The following is a 22,162-nucleotide window of genomic DNA, read 5'->3' on the forward strand; positions in this document are numbered from 1 at the left end:
AAACTCTTCAGTTTAAAATCAATAGTGCTTTATTCAAAACACCAAATCTGGCTCATCAATTTTCTGACATTAATTTCTCAAATAAACTTCGAGTAATTTCTACCATCAATCAATGAAAATAATTTCGACTGATCAACTAGTAAAAATCCACACAAGTTGTTCTTCATAATCTCTTAATGATCTTCTTGCTGATTCGTCACCAGCAAGCTAGGTCGGCTATATTACACTTTATTTCTAAAGTGTCAACTAGTAATTCAAATTATTTTAAACTTTCTTTCTAAAACCCAACTTAATCAATCTTAACTAAGTCACTGTTTTATCAGAAGTTTTAATCTTCATCACCGCCGATGGATGTGCATTCTACAGCATTTCTTACCCAACGCAACACCTTTTCCCATTTATTTTTTAAAATATGCAACGTTTGTTTATTTATTCTGCAAAATGGGCTTTTTTTACTAAAAAACGTGGTTTTTAGTAAAAAATGAGCGCATAAAAAATTAATCCAAACCAGATAGAAGCCATAATTACGGGGAGGACACCGTATATTTCTATAGGTTTACGATAGATCCATCGAATAAAAGTAATATAAATCGTGATCAAGGGAATAATCACACCTACACTACTTTTCACACTATTGCTTTGAGTTATCCAGAAAATTGAAGGTAATAAGTAAGTAGCGCAATAAATAGCAATACAATGTATTCCGCTCGATTCAATTGATTCATTCGCACACTTTGAGCAATCCAAAATTTTTAGTCATGCTCAAAATGATGCTTTAAATCCATTTAAATTACCCCAAGCTGCAATAAGTAAAAATTTTTTAGTGGTCCCAAAAGACATCTGGGCAAATGGTATATCTAAATATTCTTCTAATTTAAACCACGAGATAAATTTGCAATAAGCATCCGCGCTAAGCTTTCGAATGCTACAAATCAAATTTAGAAACTCCGCTCCCTGAATAAAATCATACACGGGACTTTTATCAGGTACATATGCCACTAATTTTTTATATTCATCATTACTGGCGCTCTGTTCTTGTTCATTAATGTAGATCCTGCCCTGATCACTCTCCAATAAACCGGCAATCATAGGTAATAATGTAGATTTTCCTATTCTGTTTTCACCTGTAATAGCTAAGACACCGACTTCACACCAAGTCAGATTTAAATTATGAAAAATCGAATGGCCAGCATAACTTTTTTTATATTTTCTAAATGCTGAACAACCATTTAAACACTCTTTTTTTATTTTATTGAGTAATTGAATTTATTGTTAAGCTTTATCTATGTGCTTCAGCAAGATTTTTCATTTTAGTTCACTTCATCTTTAAACTCTAAATAAGCCAAAATCATATTGGACAACTCTCTCTTAAGCTGTTGTTCAGTAATTAAAAAGTCGTTATTACTCACATAGCGCATCATGGTAAATAAAGTACTGTTAATGATCACAAATGAGCGATTTTTCAGTGTTTCAAAGCTCCAATGTTGGTAGTAACGGTTAAATAAATACATGCCAACTTCAAAAAAATGTTTTTCCAAAACCTGAGAGGCATCTGAACGACTGTATTGATGCCAGTGTTTTAAAATCTCGATAAAGAAACCACGATCAGCTTTCAACATATCAAAACCAAATTGAATACTCAGTGGAATAACTTCGTAGATGGTCTGATGCTCTTGCTCTACAATCGTTTGTTTTAAGGCCAACCCCAATTGTTCTGATTTACGTAATAAGAGTTCTTCGACTATTTGCTCTTTATTTTCAAAGTATTGATAAATCGAACCTACACTTACACCAGATTTATCGGCAATTTTCGGTGTCGTCAATTCTAGCAAGCCATATTCTGCGATACACCACTGCGCCGCCTCCAAAATACTTTCTACAATGAGACGTGCACGCTGCTGCTGGGGTCTTTTTCTCATGCGTTACATCCAATAATCATTTTAATTATACGAATTGAATGCGAATAAATATTCGTATTAGTGTTGAATTAAACAACAACATTGAAGTATTAACAATGTCTACATTCTTTCATTCCAGACTTGCGCCGTTTAGCTCTACCCAGCAAAGTAACATTCTGAGCTTTGCCCTTACACATTTAACCAAGGGCTCGACTCAACCCAGTTATGCAGAATACCTGTCTCTAAACAAAGCACTGCAAACCGGTGACACTGAAATGGAAAAAATCATCACATGGATGATGAAAAATCCGAAGCTGCATCGTGAATATTTTGAAACGGCCCTATTTAAAGGGGTCGATCAGCTTCCCCATACCATTCCCGAACTGGAAGTGTTTTTTCAGCATATCCAACAGATTCCCAATTGGTTGGATCACACTAAAATTGAACATGCTTTGCAGTTTACTCACCGCTTAGGTATTAACAATGGGTTTATTTTAAGGGATTTATCCTTAATGGCTGGTTATCTCTATCCAGGTTTTAACCAACCATTAATGATGACTGGGGCTTTAAATAAACAAGCCGGCACACGTTTGGCTGAAACGACTAAATGGTGGATTGATATTACGGAACCGAATGGCTTAAATCGTTTTAATGCTGGGTTTACTTCGACTATCTATGTGAGGTTTATTCACGCTTTGGTTCGTCATCAACTACAAAAGGGCAAAAGTTGGGACAATACAACGTGGGGCACGCCAATTAATCAATTCGATCTTGCCATGACCAACCTTGCTTTCAGCAGTGTCGTGTTGCTAGGCATCCGCGCTTTAGGGATTTTTCCATCAAAGCAGGAATCTGAAGATTTTCTACACTTTTGGCGCTACGTTGGTTGGCTGATGGGAATCGATGAAAAGTGGTTAATTGAAAAAGAATCTGATGGTTGGAAACTTTTATATTGGATGCAATTTGTCCATCCGAAATCAGATGCAAGTAGCGCAGCGCTCGGGGCGAGTTTATCCAAAGAACCTTTTGAACGGCAGTATAAATATTTACGCCCGATTCAACAAAAACTTGCGTATCGACAGCATTTAGAACTAACACAGTTTTTTATTGGTAAGAAACGTATGCACAAACTCGGACTCAAACCTCAGTCCGCAGCTTGGTTTGCGTACTACCTTTTAGCACGTAATTTAGTGCTATATACAGGGGCAAAGCATATGCCGAGTTTAAAGCAAAGGTTACAAGAAAAAGGACGTGAAATACAAAAATTAGGCTTAGCGCTGTATCAATCTAAAGCCAAGCAATTGGCCAGCATGCATCAATAAAAAAAAGCAGAGTCTAGACTCTGCTTTTCATTTCGCAATCTATTTGGACATGATGCAAAGTTTAGAATTTCATGGAAATACGTGCCCAATAATTACGGCCAATATTATTAAACTGCTGATCCGTTGCAAGTCCAGTACCTGCATCACCCAACTTATTCAGATGTTCGGTATAAGCTTTATCTAAAACGTTGTCCACACCAACAGATAAATCCACACCATCATGAATATGATATGTTCCATTTAATGACAAGGTTCCAAAACCGCCACTCTTTTTCACATCATAGCCGACGATATTACCCTGATCTTTACTGATGCGGTTTTGACCATCAACTACTCGCCAAAATGCGCCTAGAGTATATTTATCTTGGATATAGCGTACATTTACACGTGCTTCTAAAGGCGAAATTTGTGGTAACGGTTTACTATCCGTTGTGTTTTTACCCCAAGCATACATTGCACTGACATCCGCCTGAATGGCATCACTAAATTGATACCCGACACCCGCTTCAGCGCCTGCAATGGTTGCATCTACATTTTTAGCGCCTGCACTAAATGTCGAACCATGATCATGGTAACTCATCAAAATGTAATCATTAATTAAGCCTGCATAAGCTGATGCCCATGAACTAAATGCTCCATGCGTATGTTGATAGCCCATATCCAACTGCAAAGTTTTTTCAGGATTAACACCGTTAAATGTATTGGTCGAACCTGCATTACCATGTTTAGGGCTGAATAGCTCCCAATAATCTGGCATACGTTCAACATAACCTAAACCAATATACGTTTTACCATCATCATGCTCAGGATGATGGTTTTCAAATCGAATAAAGGCACTTGGTAAGGTTTCTTTCAATTCAGTATTAAAACCACTATTCGCAGAAGCTGCACGTTCATCTTTTACTTTGACCTGATCAACACGTACACCTGAAACCAATTTGTTGTTTTCACTAAGCTGATAGCTTAATTCACCAAAACCGCCATAAGAATTAAATTGCATATCTTCAGTGAGTGGCTTATTCATCGATGGCATCATCAACGCAGTCATACTGCCCGCATGTTTATTATTTTGCGTATCTAAACCTATAATAAACTGCAACTTATCCCACTCATGTGTCACGGCCATACGTGCATTTAAAGTACGACGCGTCACCTGCATTGCCATTGGATTTGGCATTTGCATGGTCATGCCATTATCCATTTTCATTTCAACCAATGGCGGTGTACGTAAGCTAAAGTTGTCCATCACATGGTCGTTGTAGCTATAGTTCACTTGCGCTTCGATCTTTTTAATCACATCAGTGACATTTTTTTTCTCTACACGCAGCCCTAAACTTTCACGAGCAAACTGAGAACCATCCATACCACGGCCAGCATACACCGCTTCACCATCGGCCTTACCACCAGTCAGTTCGATCCAGGTATCTTCATCAGGTGTCCAACCTAAAGCTAAATCTGCGTTCCAACGCTCCCAATCTGAAGGTACTGTATTACCATGACCGTCTTGATAACTATCCGCTACTGAGCGACTAGCATTTAAGCGCACATATTTATGTTCATCACCCGCTGCTGCTTCAACGTTGTGATCTAAACGACCATAAGAACCCATAAGCACACTGGCTTGGCCACGATAATGTTTCTCTTCATCAAACAGTTCTGGTTTACGTTCAAATAAAACCGTCGCCGCTGAACCTGTATTGGCATATTGAACTGTTTGTGGGCCTTTAATCACCGAGATCCGATCATAACTTTCTGGTGAAATGTACGAAGTCGGTGCATCCATTCGACTTGGGCACGCACCAAGATTTTCAGTGCCATCCGTTAAAATTTTAATACGAGAACCAAACATTCCACGAAAGGTTGGATCGCCATTGGTCCCACCATTTTTAATGGCGCTGAATCCAACGATACTTTTTAAATAATCTGCACCGTCTGAGGCAGGAATCGGTTGAATTGGCTGTTTTGGATTGGCACGGACAATTAAACCATTGGCATCATTCCCTTGGTGTGCTGTAACCACGATAGGTGCGAGTGTTTGAACAGCAGTTTGTTCAGCCATATCTGATGGCATCTCTGCTGCAAAAGTCATATTGGAATAACACGCGACACAAATTGCAGCCGCAAGTGGCTGTAGAAAGAATTTAGGCTGAGCCATTTTTTATCTCACTGAATACATAAATATAGGCGTACTGGAGCCAGTTAAGACCCAAGTAAAAATCGTCGGATTTATGCAGCCAGTGGCGGGGCTCGACCTTGAGGGATTAAAAAAAGTTGCTGAAGGACAAACCAAACGTGTTTAAAGGCTTTTTGAAAAGCAATCAAACGCACTTGAATACGATCTAAGATTTCCTGTACATCAAGTTCTGGTGGCAATACCAAATTACCGTAAACCGTACAGTACTGACATTGATGGCTTGCATCATGTTCGTGTGAATGATTGAATTGAGTTTGAGCAACTGATATATGGTCATGGTGACCATGAGCGCTATGTTCAGAATGAACATTTGGAAGTAAAAGTGCACGCGTGATGGTTTCACAGACCGGAGCAATTTGATATTGCTTCGGCAACAAGGGCTGCAAAAATACAGCAATCTGTAAAAACACTGCTACAAAGGACAGTAGCAGACCACTACGTAACCACACAGGCAAACCCTAAAATTTGTCTGCCCCAAGTATAACAAAGCCCAATCGAAATTGGGCTGAGAATCCAGTTTTTTCAGCGAATACAATTAACGCTTCACTGCAACCTTCTCTTTTTCGCGCTGGCGAACTAATTTTTCTACTTTGTCTCGCGCACGCTGACGCTTTAATGGCGATAAATAATCTACAAACAATTTACCATTTAAGTGATCCATTTCATGTTGAATACAAACAGCGAGAAGTCCGTCCGCTTCAACCTCAAATGATTGACCTTCAAGGTTAATTGCCTGAATTTTTACGCGTGACGGACGCTCAACTTTATCGTATATTTGTGGAACAGATAGGCAGCCTTCTTCATAGGGCTGGGTCTCTTGCGTCAATGGCGTAATTTTGGGGTTAATAAATACCATGGGTTGATCTTTATTTTCAGATAAATCCATGACAATCAGCTGAATATGGTGATCTACCTGTGTTGCTGCCAGGCCAATGCCCGGTGCTTCATACATAGTTTCAAACATGTCGGCAGCTAACTGGCGAATTTCGTCAGTAACTTCTTCGACTGGTTTTGCAATGGTACGAAGACGGGGATCAGGGAAACTTAAAATAGGTAATAAGGCCATACGACGTCCTCACTTATGCCATTGATCAAAAAACAAAATGAAGGAATGCTTCATCAAAAAATTGTGTGTAATATCGTTATTATAACGCAACTACATACATAATTTTAGGAATTATGATAATGAAAAAGGTTTTGAAGGGCATGCCAACTTTTAGTGCCTTGGGGTTTAAAAAGCAATTATTGGCGCTTACCGTGTGTGTAAGTGTGGGGATGGGTATGATCAGTGTTGCTGAAGCTGCCCCTGCCCGCAACGTCAATCCACCTTCTTTAAAAGCCGGCGCACCACAGGTCTATGTGGTGAAAAAAGGCGATACGCTTTGGGATATCTCAAAACGCTTTTTAAAAAATCCAGTTCGCTGGCCTGAAATCTGGGCAAGTAATAAACACGTTAAAAATCCTCATTGGATTTTCCCAGGTGACCGCCTATTGATGTGTACTTACAATGGTCGACCGATCATTGGTAAAGATGAAGGTGATGGCTGTGAAGGAATCATTCGTCGCTATACAGGCGGCACCAAACTTCAGCCTCAAGTTCGTGTTGAATCATTAAACAGTGCCATTCCTGTTATCCCATTAGAATATATCAAGCAATGGCTTGAGCGCAGCATGATCGTTGCTCCTGAGTCTATTGAAGGTACACCATATATTCTGGGTACTGCCGATCAACGTGTATTGGCTGCCAAAGGTCAAACTGTATATGCACGCGGTCAAGGCATGCAAGTTGGTCAACGCTACGCCGTTTATCGCGAAGGCGAACCATACATTTTCACTGATGCCAATGGTAAAAAATACAATGCTGGTTTAGAGCTTACTCAAGTGGCGTCTGGTGTTGCTGTTCGCGGTGAAAATGACATTACCTCATTAGAGTTAACTGATACTTACAATGCTGAAGTTCGTCGTGGTGACCGTGTCCTTCCTGAATACGACCCAATGCTGCCAACATTGTTCTACCCAACCAATGCAGATAATGTGACTGCTGGTGGTAGCATTGTTCGCGTTATGGGCTCTATTGGAACTGCTGCAATTCACAGTGTAGTAACCATTGACCGTGGTAGTTTACAAGGCGTTCAATCTGGTCATGTATTTAGCGTAAATCAAAAAGGCGAAATCGTCACAGATCCGAAGACCAAAGAACGTGTTCAACTTCCGGGGCAACGTATCGGCAACATTATGGTCTTCAAAACATTTGATAACCTCAGTTACGCATACGTGCTAGAAAGTGAATTACCAATTAAAGTTGGTGCGAGCATTCAGCCACCACTGATGGACGACTAATCCTAAACATGGATCATCAATGAGGCTGACATACAGCCTCATTTCATTTTTAAAAAATAAAAAACATAAAAAGAAGACGGCAAAAGGTCTCTATATGCTTCATGCACTCACTCCTCTGCAACTCGATTACATTCGCCTGTGGTTTCTTGTACAGCACTCGCTCACGAGTTTTTATAAGATTCAGCAGCATTTTCCTTCACTGCAACATGCCCTAGATCCAAAACAATATGAAACTTGGCAAATGCTGGGGATTCATAAAAATCACTTACAACGCTTTCGTGATTTTCAACAAGATGTGAATCAACAACAATTCGAAAAATGCCTTGCTCAAATTCAAAAAGATTGTGACTTTGTGATTACTCAATGTGATCCCACCTATCCACAACAACTACAACATTATCAAGACAAGCCGCCACTATTATTCGGTCAAGGTAATGTTCAAGCCCTGATTCACCCCCAAGTAGCAATCGTCGGCAGTCGCAAACCAAGCCCGCATGGACGTCAAGTTGCCTATGACTTTGCCTACTATTTAAGTGAACAAGGCTTTTATATTTGTAGTGGTTTAGCCCAAGGAATTGATGAAGCCGCACATCGTGCTGCACTACAACACCAACGTACTCTTGCGGTCATAGGCACAGGGTTAGAACAGACTTATCCGAGTTCTAATCAAACGCTTCGACAAGACATTCTGAAGCGGAACGGTACCATCATCACTGAATTTTTACCCTTTACCCCGCCCCTACAGCACCACTTTCCTCGTCGCAACCGTATTGTCAGTGGCTTAAGTTTGGGTGTGATTGTTGCTGAAGCAACCTTAAAAAGTGGTTCACTCATTACCGCCAAATTAGCTGCAGAACAAGGTAAAACTATATTTGCCATTCCAGGCCATATATACAGTGAACATCATCAAGGCTGCCATCAACTGATTCGTGATGGTGCAATTTTAATTGATCATCCTCAACAAGTGATTGAAGAATTAGCGCTTGCAACGCAATGGCAAGCCGAAGCTGCAAACAACACCTTTGAAAAGAATAATATTGATCAAGCGCTTTCATCTACTACAAAACACATTCCCGATGACTTAATTTCGGTATATTTACAATTAGACTGGGTCGGTCAAGATCTAGATCAATTGTCTATTCATTTGAATATGGATGCTGCAACGCTAACAGGAAAGCTGATGGAATTAGAGCTTTTAGGACATGCGATTCAACAGTCTGGACATTACCTACGTTGTCGGATGGGCAAATTAGGTTCACAATAGCCCTTTGTTAAACAAATGAAGGGCCGAGAAATGATTACCACCTCTGTTGCCGAAGCAGCTTCCTGTCTCAAAAAAGGTCAGGTACTGGCATATCCTACAGAGGCTGTTTGGGGCCTAGGCTGTGATCCCTATAATGAGCAAGCCTTTCACCAAATCTTAAAGTTAAAACAGCGCCCTATAGAAAAAGGTGTCATTTTACTGGCAGCAAATGTGGCACAAGTTGAACATTTACTCCAAGGCTTAAGCCCAGAAATGCGCGAAAAAGTGATTGCCTCATGGAGTAATCGTAAACCCACTGAACGAGCAACCACTTGGTTGTTACCTGCAGGTGAACATATCCCAAGCTGGATCAAAGGCAACCACCCTAAAGTAGCCGTTCGCGTTACCACCCACTCTTTATGTGTCGCTTTATGCCAAGCATTTAATGGCTTTATTGTTTCGACCAGTGCCAATCCTGCAGGATTAAATCCGGCACGCTCTTTACAAGAAGCCAGTCAATATTTTGCCAATGATTTAGAGTATTTAAATGGTGATTTAGGCTTAAGCCAAGAGCCAAGCCAAATTATTGATGCTGAAACTGGAGAAATCATCCGCACTTAATTGCGGGTGATCAATAAACCTAATCATTAAATTTTAGACAAAAAAAAGCTCAGCCATATAGGGACGGCTGAGCATAAAAAAGGATGTGCATTAATCACATCCAGAGGGTCTTTAAAACTCTGGGTGAACAATCAAGTAATTCATCATCTGAACTTGATCATTTACGATGAAGGCATTATGTAATATTTTTTTATATTTAACAAATAGATTTTTTATATAAATCTAACTAATACAAATGCAATTTATTCATGTTTTATAACCATTTAATAAAAATATGTATCTATTTTTGATAAACTTTTAAGACGAGCATTTACTTTTTTAATTCAAAAATACGCTAAAAACTACACTTTCAAAAGATTTGTTCTATGCAATAATATATCTCGTTTGTTGTTTTTTTAAGCAATATTTCTGATTAATTTTTTTCAAAAATTACCCTTTCACTTTGCGCTGCGCCAATATTACCCCACCAATTGCCATGACGGTTCCAATACTGTGGTAAAACATCCACTGTTCACCCAACCAAAAATATGCAATCAAAGCAGTAAAAACGGGTGTGAGATTCATAAAAATACTGGTTCGATTTGGCCCGAGTTGCTGCACAGCGAGCATCCAAACCAATGGCGCAATTAAAGAGGGAAAAATGCCCGCATAAAATACACTTGGCGCATTTTGCATATTAATGGCATCAATACCGAGGTAGAGCAAAAAAGGGAGGTGGTAAAGCAAAGCAAAAAAAATCTGCACATAAAGGCTCAGTAACAACGGAATTTGTAACTGCCATTTCTTCAGAAACACCCCATAAAAGGCATAAAAGAACACGGCAAAAATCATCATGATGTCGCCAAGATGCCCACCCATTTGCAGTAAATTTGAAAAATCGCCCTGAGCAACCACAAACAGCAACCCAGTAAATGAGATCAAACAGCCAATTAATGCGTAAGGGCTCGGAATATCCTTGAGCAACATAAAAGAAACAGCAATAGTAAAGACAGGAATAAAAGCATTAATAATCCCCATATTCGTTGCCGTCGTATAATGTGCTGCGGTATAGCCCAACCCTTGATAAAGCACCATACCAAATGCACTGAGTACGGCCAGTTGCTTCCAGTATCGCTGAATTAATTCGCGTTGTTGCCACACTGTTTTTAGCATGAAAGGGGTTAAAATAATAAACGCCACGAACCAGCGATAAAAACTAATACTGACTGGTGAAATATAATCCGTCACATAGCGTGTTACAGTAATATTCAACGACCAGATAAAAACAGCAACCAAAGGTAAAAGAATGGCAAATTTCGTCCATCGTGGCTGAACTTGCATACGCCCTCCTTTGAGCCTTGAATGCATACAAATGTCATCTGGTTATTGTGCTGAATGTCGGTTTTAATTGAAATACATCATTTCAGACATTTATACCGTAGTTTAGACACAGCAACAGGGACGTATGCACAATTTTATCGAGCAGGATATTGAGTTATTCGAAGCACACTACATACAAAGTGACACGGTATATCCTCATTGCTGCCTGTGGGGAGATTTTAATTTTTGCTTAAATGGTGTGTTTGAATATGAAATTGCGGGACAACATCATCTCTCGCCTGCAAGCTATGGTCTTTGGATTCCACCACAAACCGAGCATTGTTCTTTTGCCATTGATGATCAACCGATCCGATATGTTGCGATTCGTCTAGCCCCACATTTATGTCAAAAATTTCCAAAGCAAACAGAGGTTTTTAGCATTCAACCTTTCTTCCGTTTGTTGGTGGAAGAAACGCTATCACTATCTGCACAACCCGATGAAATAGAACGTTATCGCCATTTACTACAAGTGTTGTTGGATCAATTACTTCATGCACCAAAGCATCAGCATTACTTGCCACAAAGCCATCATGTGGTGCTAAAACCCATTTTAGAATTTTTAGCACGATCCGAACATTTTGTATTGAGCTTACAACAATGCCTTTCCCAATTTTCGCTAAGTGAGCGTCAATTACTACGTCTAAGCCAAACTGAACTCAATATGAGTTTAGCCGAGTGGCGCAACCGCGCAAAAATTGTATACGCCATTCAAAAACTCAGAATGGGTGTCTCTATTAAGGCATTAAGCATTGAGCTCGGTTATCAACATAGCTCAAGTTTTATTACTTTTTTTAAACGCTATACCGGAAAAACACCACACCAACATCGCTAGGCAGATTCAAAAAAAGACATTTTCAAACTTTACGCTGTGCCAAAATTACGCCAAATATCGCCATCAAAGTGCCAATGGTATGATAAGACATCCACTGCTCGCCCAAATAAAAATAAGCTACTATAGCCGTCAATACTGGTGCCAAATTGGTAAATATACTTGATCGGTTCGGCCCCAATGTTTGCATTGCTTTCATCCACATAAATGGTGCAACAATCGAGGGAAGCAATGCGGCATAGAGTACAGGCTGATAATTCTGACCATTGAGAATTTCAAGTCCGAAATACATTAATAATGGGATATGCATCAACAAGGCCAGCAACGTTTGCATAAAAAGACTTGCAGCAAGCGTAATAGGCAATTTCCAATAACGTAGTAATACCCCGTACAACGCATAGGCAATGACCGCAATAATCATAAGCCCATCACCAAAATGAAAGCCGCCGTGCAATACAGTAAGCAATGAACCTTGACCAATGAGATAGAACAAACCAGAAATTGAAATCAAACTCCAATCACTGCATAACGGTTTGGTTTCTCTGCCAGTACCAGCCAACTCACCAAAATGGTAAAGATCGGAATAAATGCATTAATAATGCTCATATTGGTTGCGGTCGTACTGTGTCCAGCCCAATAAGACAGACATTGATAGACCAACATAGCCAATGAACCCAACACAGCCAACTGCCAAACGTGATGTCGTATTTGAATACGCTGACGATAGAGTGCCGAATACACAAATGGCAGCATCACAATAAGTGCAATCAACATTCGCCAAAAACTAATACTGACAGGCTCAATGACCGATGCTGCATATTTGGTTACCACCATATTAATGGCCCAAATCAGCACTGGAATCATAGGAAAACTATAAATCCACAATGGCATGGCGCTTGAATTTGAATCAGATGAACTGGCTTTAAACATACTGCGCGCAATTGATTTGATTGTGACTATAGTAATCAAAAATTCTATTTATATTTTGCTGATTTTCTCCTTTAATTTTCAAAGTTTTGAATAAATAAATCGGCCAATGAAATAGGTATTCCTTCTGCAACAAAAGCACTAAACACTACAAAAAATATGCAAAAAGCTAGATGATAAAGACTTGCCGTGACGATGTTTTCCCTTTAAAACAGGATTGGACATAACGACATCTATTAGGAATTATTATGACGGCTTCTGTATATAACATCCCCGTTAAAACGATCTCTGGTGAAGAGACCACATTAAATCAATATGAAGGTAAAGTTTTACTGTTAGTGAACGTTGCATCAAAATGCGGCCTTACCCCACAGTATGAAGGTCTAGAAAAACTGTACAGCAATAGCAAAGCGCAAGGTTTAGAAATTTTAGGTTTTCCAGCAAATAATTTCTTAGCGCAAGAACCCGGTTCGGATGCAGAAATTCAAGAATTTTGCTCACTGAATTATAAAGTCGACTTCCCGCTTTTCTCAAAAATTTCTGTTGCTGGCGACGACAAACATCCTTTATATCAAACATTAATTCAAGCAATTCCTGAGCGTATTGGTGAAGGCCCATGGTGGAAAGACTTAGTCGATTATGGTTTAACACCTAATCCAAAACCTGAAGTCCTTTGGAACTTTGAAAAATTCTTGGTGAATAAAAAAGGTGAAGTAGTGGCACGCTTTGCACCAGACATTACTGCAGAAGACCCTCGTTTACTTGACGCGATTCAAGCAGAACTTGAAAAGTAAAATGAATATTCAATAATTTGTAACATCAATGTAAATATCTACAGCGCTGTAGATATTTACATTTTTTTATTAAAATCAAAAATCTAATAAATTTTACCCATTTCGAAACTTCTTCACAGTTTGCTCATTATTTTTATATTTGAACAACATTCCTTTCACTATTTATCAATCACTTAGTCCTATGATGAAGTCATAGACAAACCGCTATAACAATTAGGTGAATAAATGAATACTCTCGTGAAAGCTATTGTTTTATCTCTTTCCACTGCATTGGTTGCTGCACCGGTTATGGCTGCGCCACAAGATCATCAACCAAAGAAAACGCAAGTTCAGCAACATAAAGCTCCAACGCATCAGCATAAGCAACAAGCTGATAAAAAAGTGTTCAAACCATCGAAAGATTGGAAAATTGGCCACAAAGTTCCAAGCCAATACCAAACTTCGAGCTACAAGTTCAACCAAAATCAAAAAAAACATTTAAGTAAAGCCGGTAAAAATCAGCATTGGATTAAAGTGAATGGTGATTACATCCTCATCAATGATAAAACTCACAGCATCATTAAAATTGTGCGTGGTTAAGATTTTATATCTCGGTGAAGAAAGGGGGCTCAATGCCCTCTTTTTTTAACATCTGAAAGAGCCAATTGGTTTTTTGTTATTGCTTTGCAACATTCTATTTTTAATCCACATTTAGCCCCTATATTCAATTCATAAAGACTGAATTTAGTGATAATCGAATGAAAAAGCTTGTACAGAATGCCCTTGTTCCTTTTGCCATTTTTACAGGTGTTTTGGTTTTAATTGGCTGCGAGCCTGCAACTACACCTGAAAATAATCAGCTGGATGCGAATAGCTCTGAACAAAGCATTTCTGCGACAGATACGCAAAATGCGCCAAGCAGCACAACTCAAAATTCAACTCCACTGAAAAGCGGCAATATGTTTTACATTGTCCGTGATGTCGCCGACATGCAATTGAAAGCGGGCAGCTATGTTGAGCAATTGAAACAAACCCAAAGCGATATTGAAACGGCGGTCAGTAGCCAAGACCCGATTCAACTGCAAAAGGCAGCCGATCAGCTACAACAACAATTGAAAGGTTTTAATCAGGCACTCAGTGGACTGAACCTAAAAAGCACTGAAATCAATGATATTCGCAGCAATTTACAAGCTGCCAATCAGCAAGTTTTGGCTTCACCCTTTTTAAATGGCCAAATGGATTTAACTCAAGTGGATATTCAGAAAATTAAAAATCAAATGGGCAATATCCAACTGGAGATGGTGAAACTTGCCAGCATGATCATTTCAGATCATTCAGCTCAAGAAAAAACATCAGAAAGCTAATTTTCTCTTAGCTCTAAACATGCAAGACAGACCTTTCGATCATACTGAACTGGTCTGTCTTGATTTTGCTCTATGTTATGTTGCTGTGGGATTTTGCATTAAAGCCGCATATCAATCACGATACGGCCATCAATTTTACCTTTTTCCATACGATCAAAAATATCGTTGATATTTTCAAGCGGTTCAACATGAATATGTGCTTTGACTTTACCGCGCGCGGCAATATCTAGCGCTTCTTTTAAATCCAGACGTGTCCCAACAATTGAACCACGTACCGTAATTCCCTCCAGCACCATGTTAAAGATCGACAAGTCAAAAGTGCCGGGCGGCAAACCATTTAAGACCATCGTACCACCGCGACGTATAATCGACACGGCTTGTTCAAAGGCTTTCGGAGAAACCGCAGTCACCAAGACACCATGACAACCTTCACCCGTTGCCTGCAATACCGCCTCTTTCACATCGGTTTTTAAGGCATTAATGCCGACATCGGCGCCGAGATTTTTGGCCAACTCAAGTTTTGAGTCATCAACATCAATCGCCACGACATTAAAACCCATTGTTTTCGCATATTGCACCGCCACATGACCTAGACCGCCAATACCGGAAATGGCAACCCAATCCCCAGTTTTAGCCTCGGTCATTTTCAGTCCTTTATAAACGGTGACACCAGCACATAGAATAGGTGAGATTTCCAGTAGATCGACACCCTCAGGAATCACACCGACATAATCACCATCGGCTAAGCAATATTCTGCAAAACTGCCGTTGACCGAATAGCCTGAGTTCTGTTGTTGTTTACATAAGGTTTCCCAGCCCGCATAGCAATGATCACAATGCCCACACGCTGAATATAACCAAGGAATACCGACGATATCACCAACTTCTAAATGTTCAATTCCTTCACCAATTTCAACTACTTCACCCACCCCTTCATGCCCGGGGATAAAAGGTAAGGTTGGCTGAACAGGCCAATCGCCATGCATGGCATGTAAGTCGGTATGACAGACACCTGTCGCGATAATTTTGACCAAGACTTTGCCCGGCGTGACTTTAGGAATTTCGACTTGTTGTATTTGTAGTGGTTGATTAAATGCAGTCACTACGGCTGCTTTCATTGTTGCCATATTTATTCTCTCCATCTTATAAGTGTTGAGATTATTTTTTAAACAACCTTGTTCTACTATAGAGGAAGAATAAATAGGTCAGCGTGATGAATTTGTAAGCAATTCTCTCGGTTTGCTACTTCTTGTGATTCACTGCCTGATGATCGGTTTATCGACTACACCTCACAAAATGTCATGCTGTAAATTTACAATATTTTTAATCTAAAATTTTCCGCATGTTGTTGATAGACCATATCCAAATCCATTGAAAAATTGAGAGTTTTTAAGCATGGGAAATCTCTCAACCAGAAAATAAACAACTGCCTCTTTTTCTTACTTTAAGATTGAGCAAATTCATAAGTATTACAGTTTTTATCTTGTCCGAGTGCACGTTGCACATCTTGCTTAAAACGGGCTTGAGCAAAATGATATTTGGCTGGCAGGAACAGGGTAATTCGAGTTTTGTCAGCTCCCATTCCCTCCACCAACATTTTATGCAGAAAAGCACCATTTTCTGTACGCGCCATCAGCGTGCCCTGCTCCAAATGTTCTTCCAGCCGATTGTCGGTATACACATAAGCTTCTGCTGAGGTGAACGCCACACAATGGTTATAGGCTTGTCTTAGGTTGCGAAAAGCGGATAAATAGGGAATTTCAAGTTCTGTACTGATGCCATTATCCACCGATTCTGCCACCAATGCGGCTTCAGTTGCGACATTCGGTGTGGTGACATATTGGCTTTGGCAGGCAAGCAGCGGCATTGCCAGCAATAAGCAGAAACATAATCGAAGTGTATACATAAAAAGTCCTGACCTATTTTGTTGTTATTGGTAGTGCAGAAATTGTAGCAAAAGCCTGTAGCTGCTTTAATATGCAATATAAGGCCTACAGATTTTTTCATCCACTATGCAACTGATTATTTTTACCGGCGTACAAGCATCGGGTAAATCCACATTTTATATGTTGAATTTATACCACAGTCATTTGCGTATTAATCTTGATATGCTGAAAACTCGACATCGTGAAAATATAATTTTTGAAGCTGGTTTAGTGTCTAAAACCAAAATGGTGATTGATAATACCAACCCGACACGTATGGATCGTGCACGTTATATTCAACGTGCGCGAGATGCTGGCTTTGACGTGATTGCTTATTATTTTGACACTGATTTGGCCAGTACTTTAGAGCGTAATAGTTATAGAGAAGGTAAGGCCAATATTCCTGAAATTGGGATTCGAGCCACCTATAAAAAATTAGAAATTCCCTGCTATGCAGAAGGTTTTACTGAAATTTTTAAGCTTAAAATTATTGCCAATGGCGAGTTTTCAATCTTACCGATGAACCCATAACCGCATAAACCAGTTATTCAGCTTGCTGCTGTTGCCATGTTTTAAACGCAGCTTGCATGGCTTGTCGTTCATACGGTTTCACCAAGCGACTTTCCAAAGAACTAAAATCACCTCTATAGGTTGCAGCCACCATCTCTTTTGCCAGTTCTTGAATACTGACACGACCACGATGCTCATATTGCTGCACTTCTTCATGCGTCAATTCCACATCCCAACAAGACACCACCGAACTCATGTCGACCGCAATACTTAAATAATATTGATCAAAATCTTGATAAAGTTCCCAAAAGTGTGGCTCAAAAGCAATGAGATTCATGGCAGGCAGCGAGATAAAAGAATGGAATTAATGTACGCCTCTTTTTGCATATTTTCTATACAACTTTAGATTTATCTGTTTATTTACCTTAATTTAGGCAGAAAAAAACCACCCTTTCGGGTGGTTCTTCAATCTCGAACTGCGTCTTATTGAGCGCGGTTTTTGATTTTGCGGATGGTTTCCAACTGAGCAGCAGTTTCTGCAAGAGCAGCAAGCGCAGCAGCAGAGTCCAAATCGCTCTTTTGATTTGCAAGCAATTGTTCAGCATGTTTACGTGCTTCAATAATTGCAGCTTCATCTAAGTTTTCGGCACGGACTGCAGTATCTGCAAGAACCGTAACGACGTGCGGTTGAACCTCTAGAACACCACCAGATACATAGATTAACTCTTCTGTACCATTTTCAAGCAGAACGCGAATTGCGCCCGGCTTGAGTAAAGTTACCAACGGAGCATGTCCAGGCATAATACCTAACTCACCGCCAGCACCTTTAGCAATTAGCATAGTTACAGTGCCAGAGTACAAAGACTCTTTAACACTTACAACGTCACATTGCATAGTCGCCATGAGAATCTCCTAAATTAGGGAACTAATTAAAGTTTCTCAGCTTTAGCAATCACTTCGTCAATACCACCAACCATGTAGAACGCTTGTTCTGGGATGTGGTCGTATTCACCAGCTAGAAGACCTTTAAAGCCACGAATTGTTTCTTTAAGCGGTACAAGTTTACCAGGAGCACCAGTAAACACTTCAGCTACGTGGAACGGTTGAGAGAAGAAACGTTGGATCTTACGTGCACGGTATACAGTAAGTTTGTCTTCTTCTGCCAATTCGTCCATACCAAGAATTGCGATAATGTCTTTCAATTCTTTGTAACGTTGAAGAACGTTTTGAACTGAACGAGCGATTTCGTAATGCTCAGCACCCACTACTAGTGGATCTAACTGACGTGAAGTTGAGTCAAGTGGATCGATCGCTGGGTAAATACCAGAAGATGCGATGTCACGGCTCAATACTACAGTTGCGTCTAAGTGAGCGAATGTAGTTGCAGGCGATGGATCTGTTAAGTCATCGGCAGGTACGTATACCGCTTGGATTGACGTAATAGAACCAGACTTAGTCGATGTAATACGTTCTTGTAGAACACCCATCTCTTCTGCAAGAGTTGGCTGGTAACCTACAGCTGAAGGCATACGACCTAAAAGTGCTGATACTTCAGTACCCGCAAGTGTATAACGGTAGATGTTATCCACGAACAATAGAACGTCACGGCCTTTACCGTTTTCGTCTTTTTCGTCACGGAAGTACTCAGCCATAGTCAAACCAGTCAACGCTACGCGTAAACGGTTACCCGGTGGCTCGTTCATCTGACCATAAACCATCGCTACTTTGTCAAGTACGTTAGAGTCTTTCATCTCGTGATAGAAGTCATTACCTTCACGAGTACGCTCACCAACACCAGCAAACACAGATAAACCTGAGTGAGCTTTCGCGATGTTGTTGATCAACTCCATCATGTTTACAGTTTTACCAACACCGGCACCACCGAACAGACCAACTTTACCACCTTTAGCGAACGGGCAAAGTAAGTCAATGACTTTAATACCAGTTTCTAAAAGGTCAGTAGAAGCAGCTTGTTCAGCATAAGAAGGCGCTTGACGGTGAATTGGTAAACGCGCTTCTGTAGCAACATCACCAGCTTCATCGATAGGGCGACCAAGAACGTCCATGATACGGCCAAGAGTCGCTGTACCTACAGGTACAGAGATCGGAGCGCCAGTATTTGTTACGTTCAAACCACGTTTAAGACCTTCAGTAGATCCCATCGCAATTGTACGAACTACGCCATCACCAAGTTGTTGCTGAACTTCTAATGTAGTTTCAGTACCGTCAACGTGGAGAGCGTCATAGATCTTAGGAACGCTGTTGCGTTCAAACTCGACGTCGATAACCGCGCCGATGATCTGAATGATACGACCGCTACTCATTGCTGTCTCCTCAATTCAAAATAATGTTAAACGGCAGCGGCACCACCAACGATCTCAGAAATTTCCTGAGTAATCGCGGCTTGACGCAGCTTGTTATAAATAAGTTGTAGGTTCTTGATCAATTCACCAGCGTTATCAGTTGCAGCTTTCATTGCAACCATACGAGCAGACTGCTCACACGCGATGTTTTCGATCACGCCTTGATACACCACAGACTCAATGTAACGAACCAACAAACCATTTAATAGCTCTTCAGCTTCTGGCTCATAGATATAGTCCCAACCGTATTGACGATTTAGACCCTTGTCTTCTTCAGCCGCAGCTAAAGGTACAAGTTGTTCGATTTTTTGATTTTGAGTCATGGCATTGACAAAGCCGTTTGACACTAGATAAATACGATCTAACTCGCCTTTATCATAAGCATCCAACATAACTTGTACAGAACCAGCTAACTGTTCAAGACTCGGCGCATCACCAACCTGAGTTGTTGCACCAAGCACTTTACCGCCGTAGTTTTTAAAAAACGAAACCGCTTTTTGACCAATTAAAGCAAATTGAACTTCAATTGACTGCTCTTGTTGCTGCTGAACGTGTTTTACCACTTTCTTGAACAAGTTAATGTTCAAACCACCAGCAAGGCCACGATCTGAAGACACGATGATATAGCCAACGCGCTTAACTGGGCGTTCAACCATATAACGGTGTTTGTATTCAGGATTCGCTTGTACCAAATGAGCAATTACACGGTGCATATTTTCGGCATACGGACGGCCTTGAGCCATGCGCTCTTGCGCACGACGCATCTTAGAAGCTGCTACCATCTGCATCGCTCGAGTAATCTTCTGCGTGCTTTTGATACTAGCTACTTTGGCGCGAATTTCTTTTAAATTTGCCATACGCTTAACCTAGTATTCAAAGGCCCTTTCGAGCCCTCGAAGGTTGATCCGTGAACCAAACCAACACTAATTAGCAAGTTGCTAAATTAGTAAGTTTGAGTCGCTTTAAAGCTTTCAATACCTGCTTTGATTGCTGCTTCGATTTCTTTATCGTAAGCACCAGTCTCGTCAATTTTTTGCATTAACGCAGCATTTTCTGAACGGAAGTAAGAAATTAACGCAGCATCAAATGCAACGATTTTCTTCACTTCAACGTCAGCCATGTAACCTTCGTTAGATGCATAAATTGAAACAGCTTGGTCAGCAATTGAGTAAGGAGCATATTGTTTTTGCTTCATTAACTCAGTTACACGTTGACCATGTTCAAGCTGCTTACGAGTTGCTTCGTCAAGGTCAGAAGCGAACTGAGCGAATGCAGCTAATTCACGATATTGTGCTAGTGCAGTACGGATACCACCTGACAATTTCTTGATGATCTTAGTTTGCGCTGAACCACCTACACGAGATACAGAGATACCCGCGTTCACAGCAGGACGGATACCTGCGTTGAATAATGATGTTTCAAGGAAGATCTGACCATCAGTAATCGAAATTACGTTCGTTGGTACGAATGCAGATACGTCACCCGCTTGAGTTTCAATAATCGGCAATGCAGTTAATGAACCAGTTTGGCCTTTAACTTCACCGTTAGTGAATTTCTCAACGTAGTCAGCAGATACACGAGAAGCACGTTCAAGTAGACGTGAATGTAGATAGAACACGTCACCTGGGTAAGCTTCACGACCTGGTGGACGGCGTAAAAGCAATGAAATTTGACGGTAAGCAACAGCTTGTTTAGACAAGTCATCATAAATGATAAGCGCGTCTTCACCGCGGTCACGGAAGTATTCACCCATTGTACAGCCAGAGTATGGAGCCAAGTACAACATTGCTGCTGGATCGGCTGCAGCTGCTGCTACAACAGTTGTATACGCCATAGCGCCAGTTTCTTCTAGCTTGCGTACTACGTTAGCGATAGTCGATTGTTTTTGACCGATTGCTACGTATACACATTTAATGCCAGAGTTTTTCTGAGCGATAATCGCGTCGATCGCCATTGCTGTTTTACCAGTTTGACGGTCACCAATGATCAACTCACGTTGACCACGGCCTACTGGGATCATTGTATCTACTGATTTATAACCAGTTTGTACAGGTTGATCCACTGATTGACGCCAAATTACGCCTGGTGCTACTTTTTCAACAGCATCAGTTAATTTTGCATCGATCGGGCCTTTACCATCAATTGGGTTACCCAAAGCATCTACTACACGGCCTAAAAGTTCTGGACCAACCGGAACTTCTAATACACGACCTGTGCAACGAGCTTTTTGACCTTCTTGAAGGCTTAAGTAGTTACCTAAAACAACGACGCCCACTGAATCCTGTTCTAGGTTCAGTGCCATACCATAAAGGCCGCCGTCGAATTCGATCATTTCACCGTACATTGCATCAGCAAGACCGTGAATGCGCACAATACCGTCAGATACCATAACAATGGTACCTTCGTTTTTAGCGGTTGCGCTGGTGTCCAGATCGCCGATACGCTGTTTAATGAGCGCACTGATCTCGGATGGATTCAGTTGTTGCATTGCGCT

At 40.6% G+C, this 22,162-nt stretch carries 22 protein-coding genes and 1 pseudogene; 9 read left to right on the forward strand and 14 right to left on the reverse strand.

From position 1 onward, the window contains the following. Positions 1 to 762: 762 nt before the first annotated feature. Together A9J31_RS15290 and A9J31_RS04200 are read right to left on the reverse strand one after the other, a co-directional pair. Positions 763 to 1,266, reverse strand: coding sequence for an ABC transporter ATP-binding protein (locus tag A9J31_RS15290; protein ID WP_081410268.1), 504 nt, complete (start codon positions 1,264 to 1,266; stop codon positions 763 to 765). Between the two features lie 44 nt (positions 1,267 to 1,310). Then, on the reverse strand, positions 1,311 to 1,919 hold the full coding sequence (locus A9J31_RS04200; RefSeq protein ID WP_067762714.1) for a TetR/AcrR family transcriptional regulator: 609 nt from the start codon (positions 1,917 to 1,919) through the stop codon (positions 1,311 to 1,313). Between the two features lie 95 nt (positions 1,920 to 2,014). Between A9J31_RS04200 and A9J31_RS04205 the strand changes: the two genes are divergently transcribed. Then, positions 2,015 to 3,220, forward strand: coding sequence for an oxygenase MpaB family protein (locus A9J31_RS04205; RefSeq protein ID WP_067762715.1), 1,206 nt, complete (start codon positions 2,015 to 2,017; stop codon positions 3,218 to 3,220). Positions 3,221 to 3,281: 61 nt separating this feature from the next. Here the strand turns inward: A9J31_RS04205 and A9J31_RS04210 are convergent, their stop codons facing one another. The 3 genes from A9J31_RS04210 to def all read right to left on the reverse strand — a co-directional run bounded on the left by A9J31_RS04210 (position 3,282) and on the right by def (position 6,480). Further along, on the reverse strand, positions 3,282 to 5,309 hold the full coding sequence (locus A9J31_RS04210; protein ID WP_425394342.1) for a TonB-dependent copper receptor: 2,028 nt from the start codon (positions 5,307 to 5,309) through the stop codon (positions 3,282 to 3,284). A gap of 137 nt (positions 5,310 to 5,446) precedes the next feature. After that, positions 5,447 to 5,863 (reverse strand): DUF2946 family protein, encoded by a 417-nt coding sequence (locus A9J31_RS04215; RefSeq protein ID WP_067762717.1) that lies wholly within the window; start codon positions 5,861 to 5,863, stop codon positions 5,447 to 5,449. A gap of 86 nt (positions 5,864 to 5,949) precedes the next feature. Beyond that, on the reverse strand, positions 5,950 to 6,480 hold the full coding sequence (def, locus tag A9J31_RS04220) for a peptide deformylase (protein ID WP_067762718.1): 531 nt from the start codon (positions 6,478 to 6,480) through the stop codon (positions 5,950 to 5,952). A 119-nt stretch (positions 6,481 to 6,599) separates the two neighbouring features. Between def and A9J31_RS04225 the strand changes: the two genes are divergently transcribed. The 3 genes from A9J31_RS04225 to tsaC all read left to right on the forward strand — a co-directional run bounded on the left by A9J31_RS04225 (position 6,600) and on the right by tsaC (position 9,618). Next, positions 6,600 to 7,754: a LysM peptidoglycan-binding domain-containing protein gene (locus tag A9J31_RS04225; protein ID WP_067762719.1), complete on the forward strand. Its 1,155-nt coding sequence runs from the start codon at positions 6,600 to 6,602 to the stop codon at positions 7,752 to 7,754. Positions 7,755 to 7,848: 94 nt separating this feature from the next. Continuing rightward, a complete protein-coding gene (dprA, locus tag A9J31_RS04230; protein ID WP_067762720.1) occupies positions 7,849 to 9,018 on the forward strand; it encodes a DNA-processing protein DprA in 1,170 nt (389 codons plus the stop codon). A 30-nt stretch (positions 9,019 to 9,048) separates the two neighbouring features. After that, positions 9,049 to 9,618, forward strand: a complete 570-nt coding sequence (tsaC, locus tag A9J31_RS04235) for an L-threonylcarbamoyladenylate synthase type 1 TsaC (protein WP_067762752.1) — start codon at positions 9,049 to 9,051, stop codon at positions 9,616 to 9,618. Positions 9,619 to 10,047: 429 nt separating this feature from the next. Here the strand turns inward: tsaC and A9J31_RS04240 are convergent, their stop codons facing one another. Then, entirely contained in the window at positions 10,048 to 10,938 is an 891-nt protein-coding gene (locus A9J31_RS04240; RefSeq protein WP_067762721.1) for a DMT family transporter, read from the reverse strand. Positions 10,939 to 11,062: 124 nt separating this feature from the next. Between A9J31_RS04240 and A9J31_RS04245 the strand changes: the two genes are divergently transcribed. Beyond that, on the forward strand, positions 11,063 to 11,809 hold the full coding sequence (locus tag A9J31_RS04245; protein WP_067762722.1) for a helix-turn-helix transcriptional regulator: 747 nt from the start codon (positions 11,063 to 11,065) through the stop codon (positions 11,807 to 11,809). A 22-nt stretch (positions 11,810 to 11,831) separates the two neighbouring features. On the opposite strand, the pseudogene A9J31_RS04250 reads toward A9J31_RS04245, so the two are convergent. Beyond that, a pseudogene (locus A9J31_RS04250) lies at positions 11,832 to 12,697 on the reverse strand (DMT family transporter). 284 nt (positions 12,698 to 12,981) lie between these two features. Here A9J31_RS04250 and A9J31_RS04255 point away from each other — a divergent pair. The 3 genes from A9J31_RS04255 (at position 12,982) to A9J31_RS04265 (ending at position 14,870) form a co-directional block, all read left to right on the forward strand. Further along, a complete protein-coding gene (locus A9J31_RS04255; protein WP_067762723.1) occupies positions 12,982 to 13,527 on the forward strand; it encodes a glutathione peroxidase in 546 nt (181 codons plus the stop codon). Positions 13,528 to 13,752: 225 nt separating this feature from the next. After that, complete coding sequence (locus A9J31_RS04260; RefSeq protein WP_067762724.1) at positions 13,753 to 14,106, forward strand: RcnB family protein; 354 nt, start codon at positions 13,753 to 13,755, stop codon at positions 14,104 to 14,106. 158 nt (positions 14,107 to 14,264) lie between these two features. Continuing rightward, on the forward strand, positions 14,265 to 14,870 hold the full coding sequence (locus A9J31_RS04265; RefSeq protein ID WP_067762725.1) for a hypothetical protein: 606 nt from the start codon (positions 14,265 to 14,267) through the stop codon (positions 14,868 to 14,870). Positions 14,871 to 14,968: 98 nt separating this feature from the next. Here A9J31_RS04265 and adhP read toward each other — a convergent pair whose 3' ends face one another. Both adhP and A9J31_RS04275 read right to left on the reverse strand, forming a co-directional pair. Continuing rightward, positions 14,969 to 15,997: an alcohol dehydrogenase AdhP gene (adhP, locus tag A9J31_RS04270; RefSeq protein ID WP_067762726.1), complete on the reverse strand. Its 1,029-nt coding sequence runs from the start codon at positions 15,995 to 15,997 to the stop codon at positions 14,969 to 14,971. 317 nt (positions 15,998 to 16,314) lie between these two features. Then, positions 16,315 to 16,776, reverse strand: a complete 462-nt coding sequence (locus tag A9J31_RS04275) for a hypothetical protein (protein ID WP_067762727.1) — start codon at positions 16,774 to 16,776, stop codon at positions 16,315 to 16,317. 106 nt (positions 16,777 to 16,882) lie between these two features. Here A9J31_RS04275 and A9J31_RS04280 point away from each other — a divergent pair, with 106 nt between their 5' ends. Then, the gene (locus A9J31_RS04280) at positions 16,883 to 17,326 is read left to right on the forward strand and encodes an AAA family ATPase (protein ID WP_067762728.1); all 444 of its coding nucleotides are present in this window, start codon (positions 16,883 to 16,885) and stop codon (positions 17,324 to 17,326) included. A 13-nt stretch (positions 17,327 to 17,339) separates the two neighbouring features. Here the strand turns inward: A9J31_RS04280 and A9J31_RS04285 are convergent, their stop codons facing one another. The 5 genes from A9J31_RS04285 to atpA all read right to left on the reverse strand — a co-directional run bounded on the left by A9J31_RS04285 (position 17,340) and on the right by atpA (position 22,156). Further along, the gene (locus A9J31_RS04285; protein ID WP_067762729.1) at positions 17,340 to 17,642 is read right to left on the reverse strand and encodes a hypothetical protein; all 303 of its coding nucleotides are present in this window, start codon (positions 17,640 to 17,642) and stop codon (positions 17,340 to 17,342) included. 146 nt (positions 17,643 to 17,788) lie between these two features. Further along, the gene (locus tag A9J31_RS04290) at positions 17,789 to 18,208 is read right to left on the reverse strand and encodes a F0F1 ATP synthase subunit epsilon (protein WP_067762730.1); all 420 of its coding nucleotides are present in this window, start codon (positions 18,206 to 18,208) and stop codon (positions 17,789 to 17,791) included. 26 nt (positions 18,209 to 18,234) lie between these two features. After that, positions 18,235 to 19,629: a F0F1 ATP synthase subunit beta gene (atpD, locus tag A9J31_RS04295; RefSeq protein WP_067762731.1), complete on the reverse strand. Its 1,395-nt coding sequence runs from the start codon at positions 19,627 to 19,629 to the stop codon at positions 18,235 to 18,237. A 26-nt stretch (positions 19,630 to 19,655) separates the two neighbouring features. After that, on the reverse strand, positions 19,656 to 20,525 hold the full coding sequence (gene atpG, locus A9J31_RS04300; RefSeq protein ID WP_067762732.1) for a F0F1 ATP synthase subunit gamma: 870 nt from the start codon (positions 20,523 to 20,525) through the stop codon (positions 19,656 to 19,658). Between the two features lie 86 nt (positions 20,526 to 20,611). After that, the gene (atpA, locus tag A9J31_RS04305) at positions 20,612 to 22,156 is read right to left on the reverse strand and encodes a F0F1 ATP synthase subunit alpha (RefSeq protein ID WP_067762733.1); all 1,545 of its coding nucleotides are present in this window, start codon (positions 22,154 to 22,156) and stop codon (positions 20,612 to 20,614) included. Between the last annotated feature and the right edge of the window lie 6 nt (positions 22,157 to 22,162).

Origin of the sequence: Acinetobacter gandensis (assembly GCF_001678755.1) — a bacterium.
Taxonomy (GTDB): domain Bacteria; phylum Pseudomonadota; class Gammaproteobacteria; order Pseudomonadales; family Moraxellaceae; genus Acinetobacter; species Acinetobacter gandensis.

What these genes read in the sequence shown, in the direction of transcription:
- A9J31_RS04200 (WP_067762714.1), bottom strand. Translation starts at nt 1,919, where the DNA reads ATGAGAAAAAGACCCCAGCAGCAGCGTGCACGTCTCATTGTAGAAAGT.
- A9J31_RS04205 (WP_067762715.1), top strand. Translation starts at nt 2,015, where the DNA reads ATGTCTACATTCTTTCATTCCAGACTTGCGCCGTTTAGCTCTACCCAG.
- A9J31_RS04210 (WP_425394342.1), bottom strand. Translation starts at nt 5,309, where the DNA reads ATGACTTTTGCAGCAGAGATGCCATCAGATATGGCTGAACAAACTGCT.
- def (WP_067762718.1), bottom strand. Translation starts at nt 6,480, where the DNA reads ATGGCCTTATTACCTATTTTAAGTTTCCCTGATCCCCGTCTTCGTACC.
- A9J31_RS04225 (WP_067762719.1), top strand. Translation starts at nt 6,600, where the DNA reads ATGAAAAAGGTTTTGAAGGGCATGCCAACTTTTAGTGCCTTGGGGTTT.
- dprA (WP_067762720.1), top strand. Translation starts at nt 7,849, where the DNA reads ATGCTTCATGCACTCACTCCTCTGCAACTCGATTACATTCGCCTGTGG.
- tsaC (WP_067762752.1), top strand. Translation starts at nt 9,049, where the DNA reads ATGATTACCACCTCTGTTGCCGAAGCAGCTTCCTGTCTCAAAAAAGGT.
- A9J31_RS04240 (WP_067762721.1), bottom strand. Translation starts at nt 10,938, where the DNA reads ATGCAAGTTCAGCCACGATGGACGAAATTTGCCATTCTTTTACCTTTG.
- A9J31_RS04245 (WP_067762722.1), top strand. Translation starts at nt 11,063, where the DNA reads ATGCACAATTTTATCGAGCAGGATATTGAGTTATTCGAAGCACACTAC.
- A9J31_RS04255 (WP_067762723.1), top strand. Translation starts at nt 12,982, where the DNA reads ATGACGGCTTCTGTATATAACATCCCCGTTAAAACGATCTCTGGTGAA.
- A9J31_RS04260 (WP_067762724.1), top strand. Translation starts at nt 13,753, where the DNA reads ATGAATACTCTCGTGAAAGCTATTGTTTTATCTCTTTCCACTGCATTG.
- A9J31_RS04265 (WP_067762725.1), top strand. Translation starts at nt 14,265, where the DNA reads ATGAAAAAGCTTGTACAGAATGCCCTTGTTCCTTTTGCCATTTTTACA.
- adhP (WP_067762726.1), bottom strand. Translation starts at nt 15,997, where the DNA reads ATGGCAACAATGAAAGCAGCCGTAGTGACTGCATTTAATCAACCACTA.
- A9J31_RS04275 (WP_067762727.1), bottom strand. Translation starts at nt 16,776, where the DNA reads ATGTATACACTTCGATTATGTTTCTGCTTATTGCTGGCAATGCCGCTG.
- A9J31_RS04280 (WP_067762728.1), top strand. Translation starts at nt 16,883, where the DNA reads ATGCAACTGATTATTTTTACCGGCGTACAAGCATCGGGTAAATCCACA.
- A9J31_RS04285 (WP_067762729.1), bottom strand. Translation starts at nt 17,642, where the DNA reads ATGAATCTCATTGCTTTTGAGCCACACTTTTGGGAACTTTATCAAGAT.
- A9J31_RS04290 (WP_067762730.1), bottom strand. Translation starts at nt 18,208, where the DNA reads ATGGCGACTATGCAATGTGACGTTGTAAGTGTTAAAGAGTCTTTGTAC.
- atpD (WP_067762731.1), bottom strand. Translation starts at nt 19,629, where the DNA reads ATGAGTAGCGGTCGTATCATTCAGATCATCGGCGCGGTTATCGACGTC.
- atpG (WP_067762732.1), bottom strand. Translation starts at nt 20,525, where the DNA reads ATGGCAAATTTAAAAGAAATTCGCGCCAAAGTAGCTAGTATCAAAAGC.
- atpA (WP_067762733.1), bottom strand. Translation starts at nt 22,156, where the DNA reads ATGCAACAACTGAATCCATCCGAGATCAGTGCGCTCATTAAACAGCGT.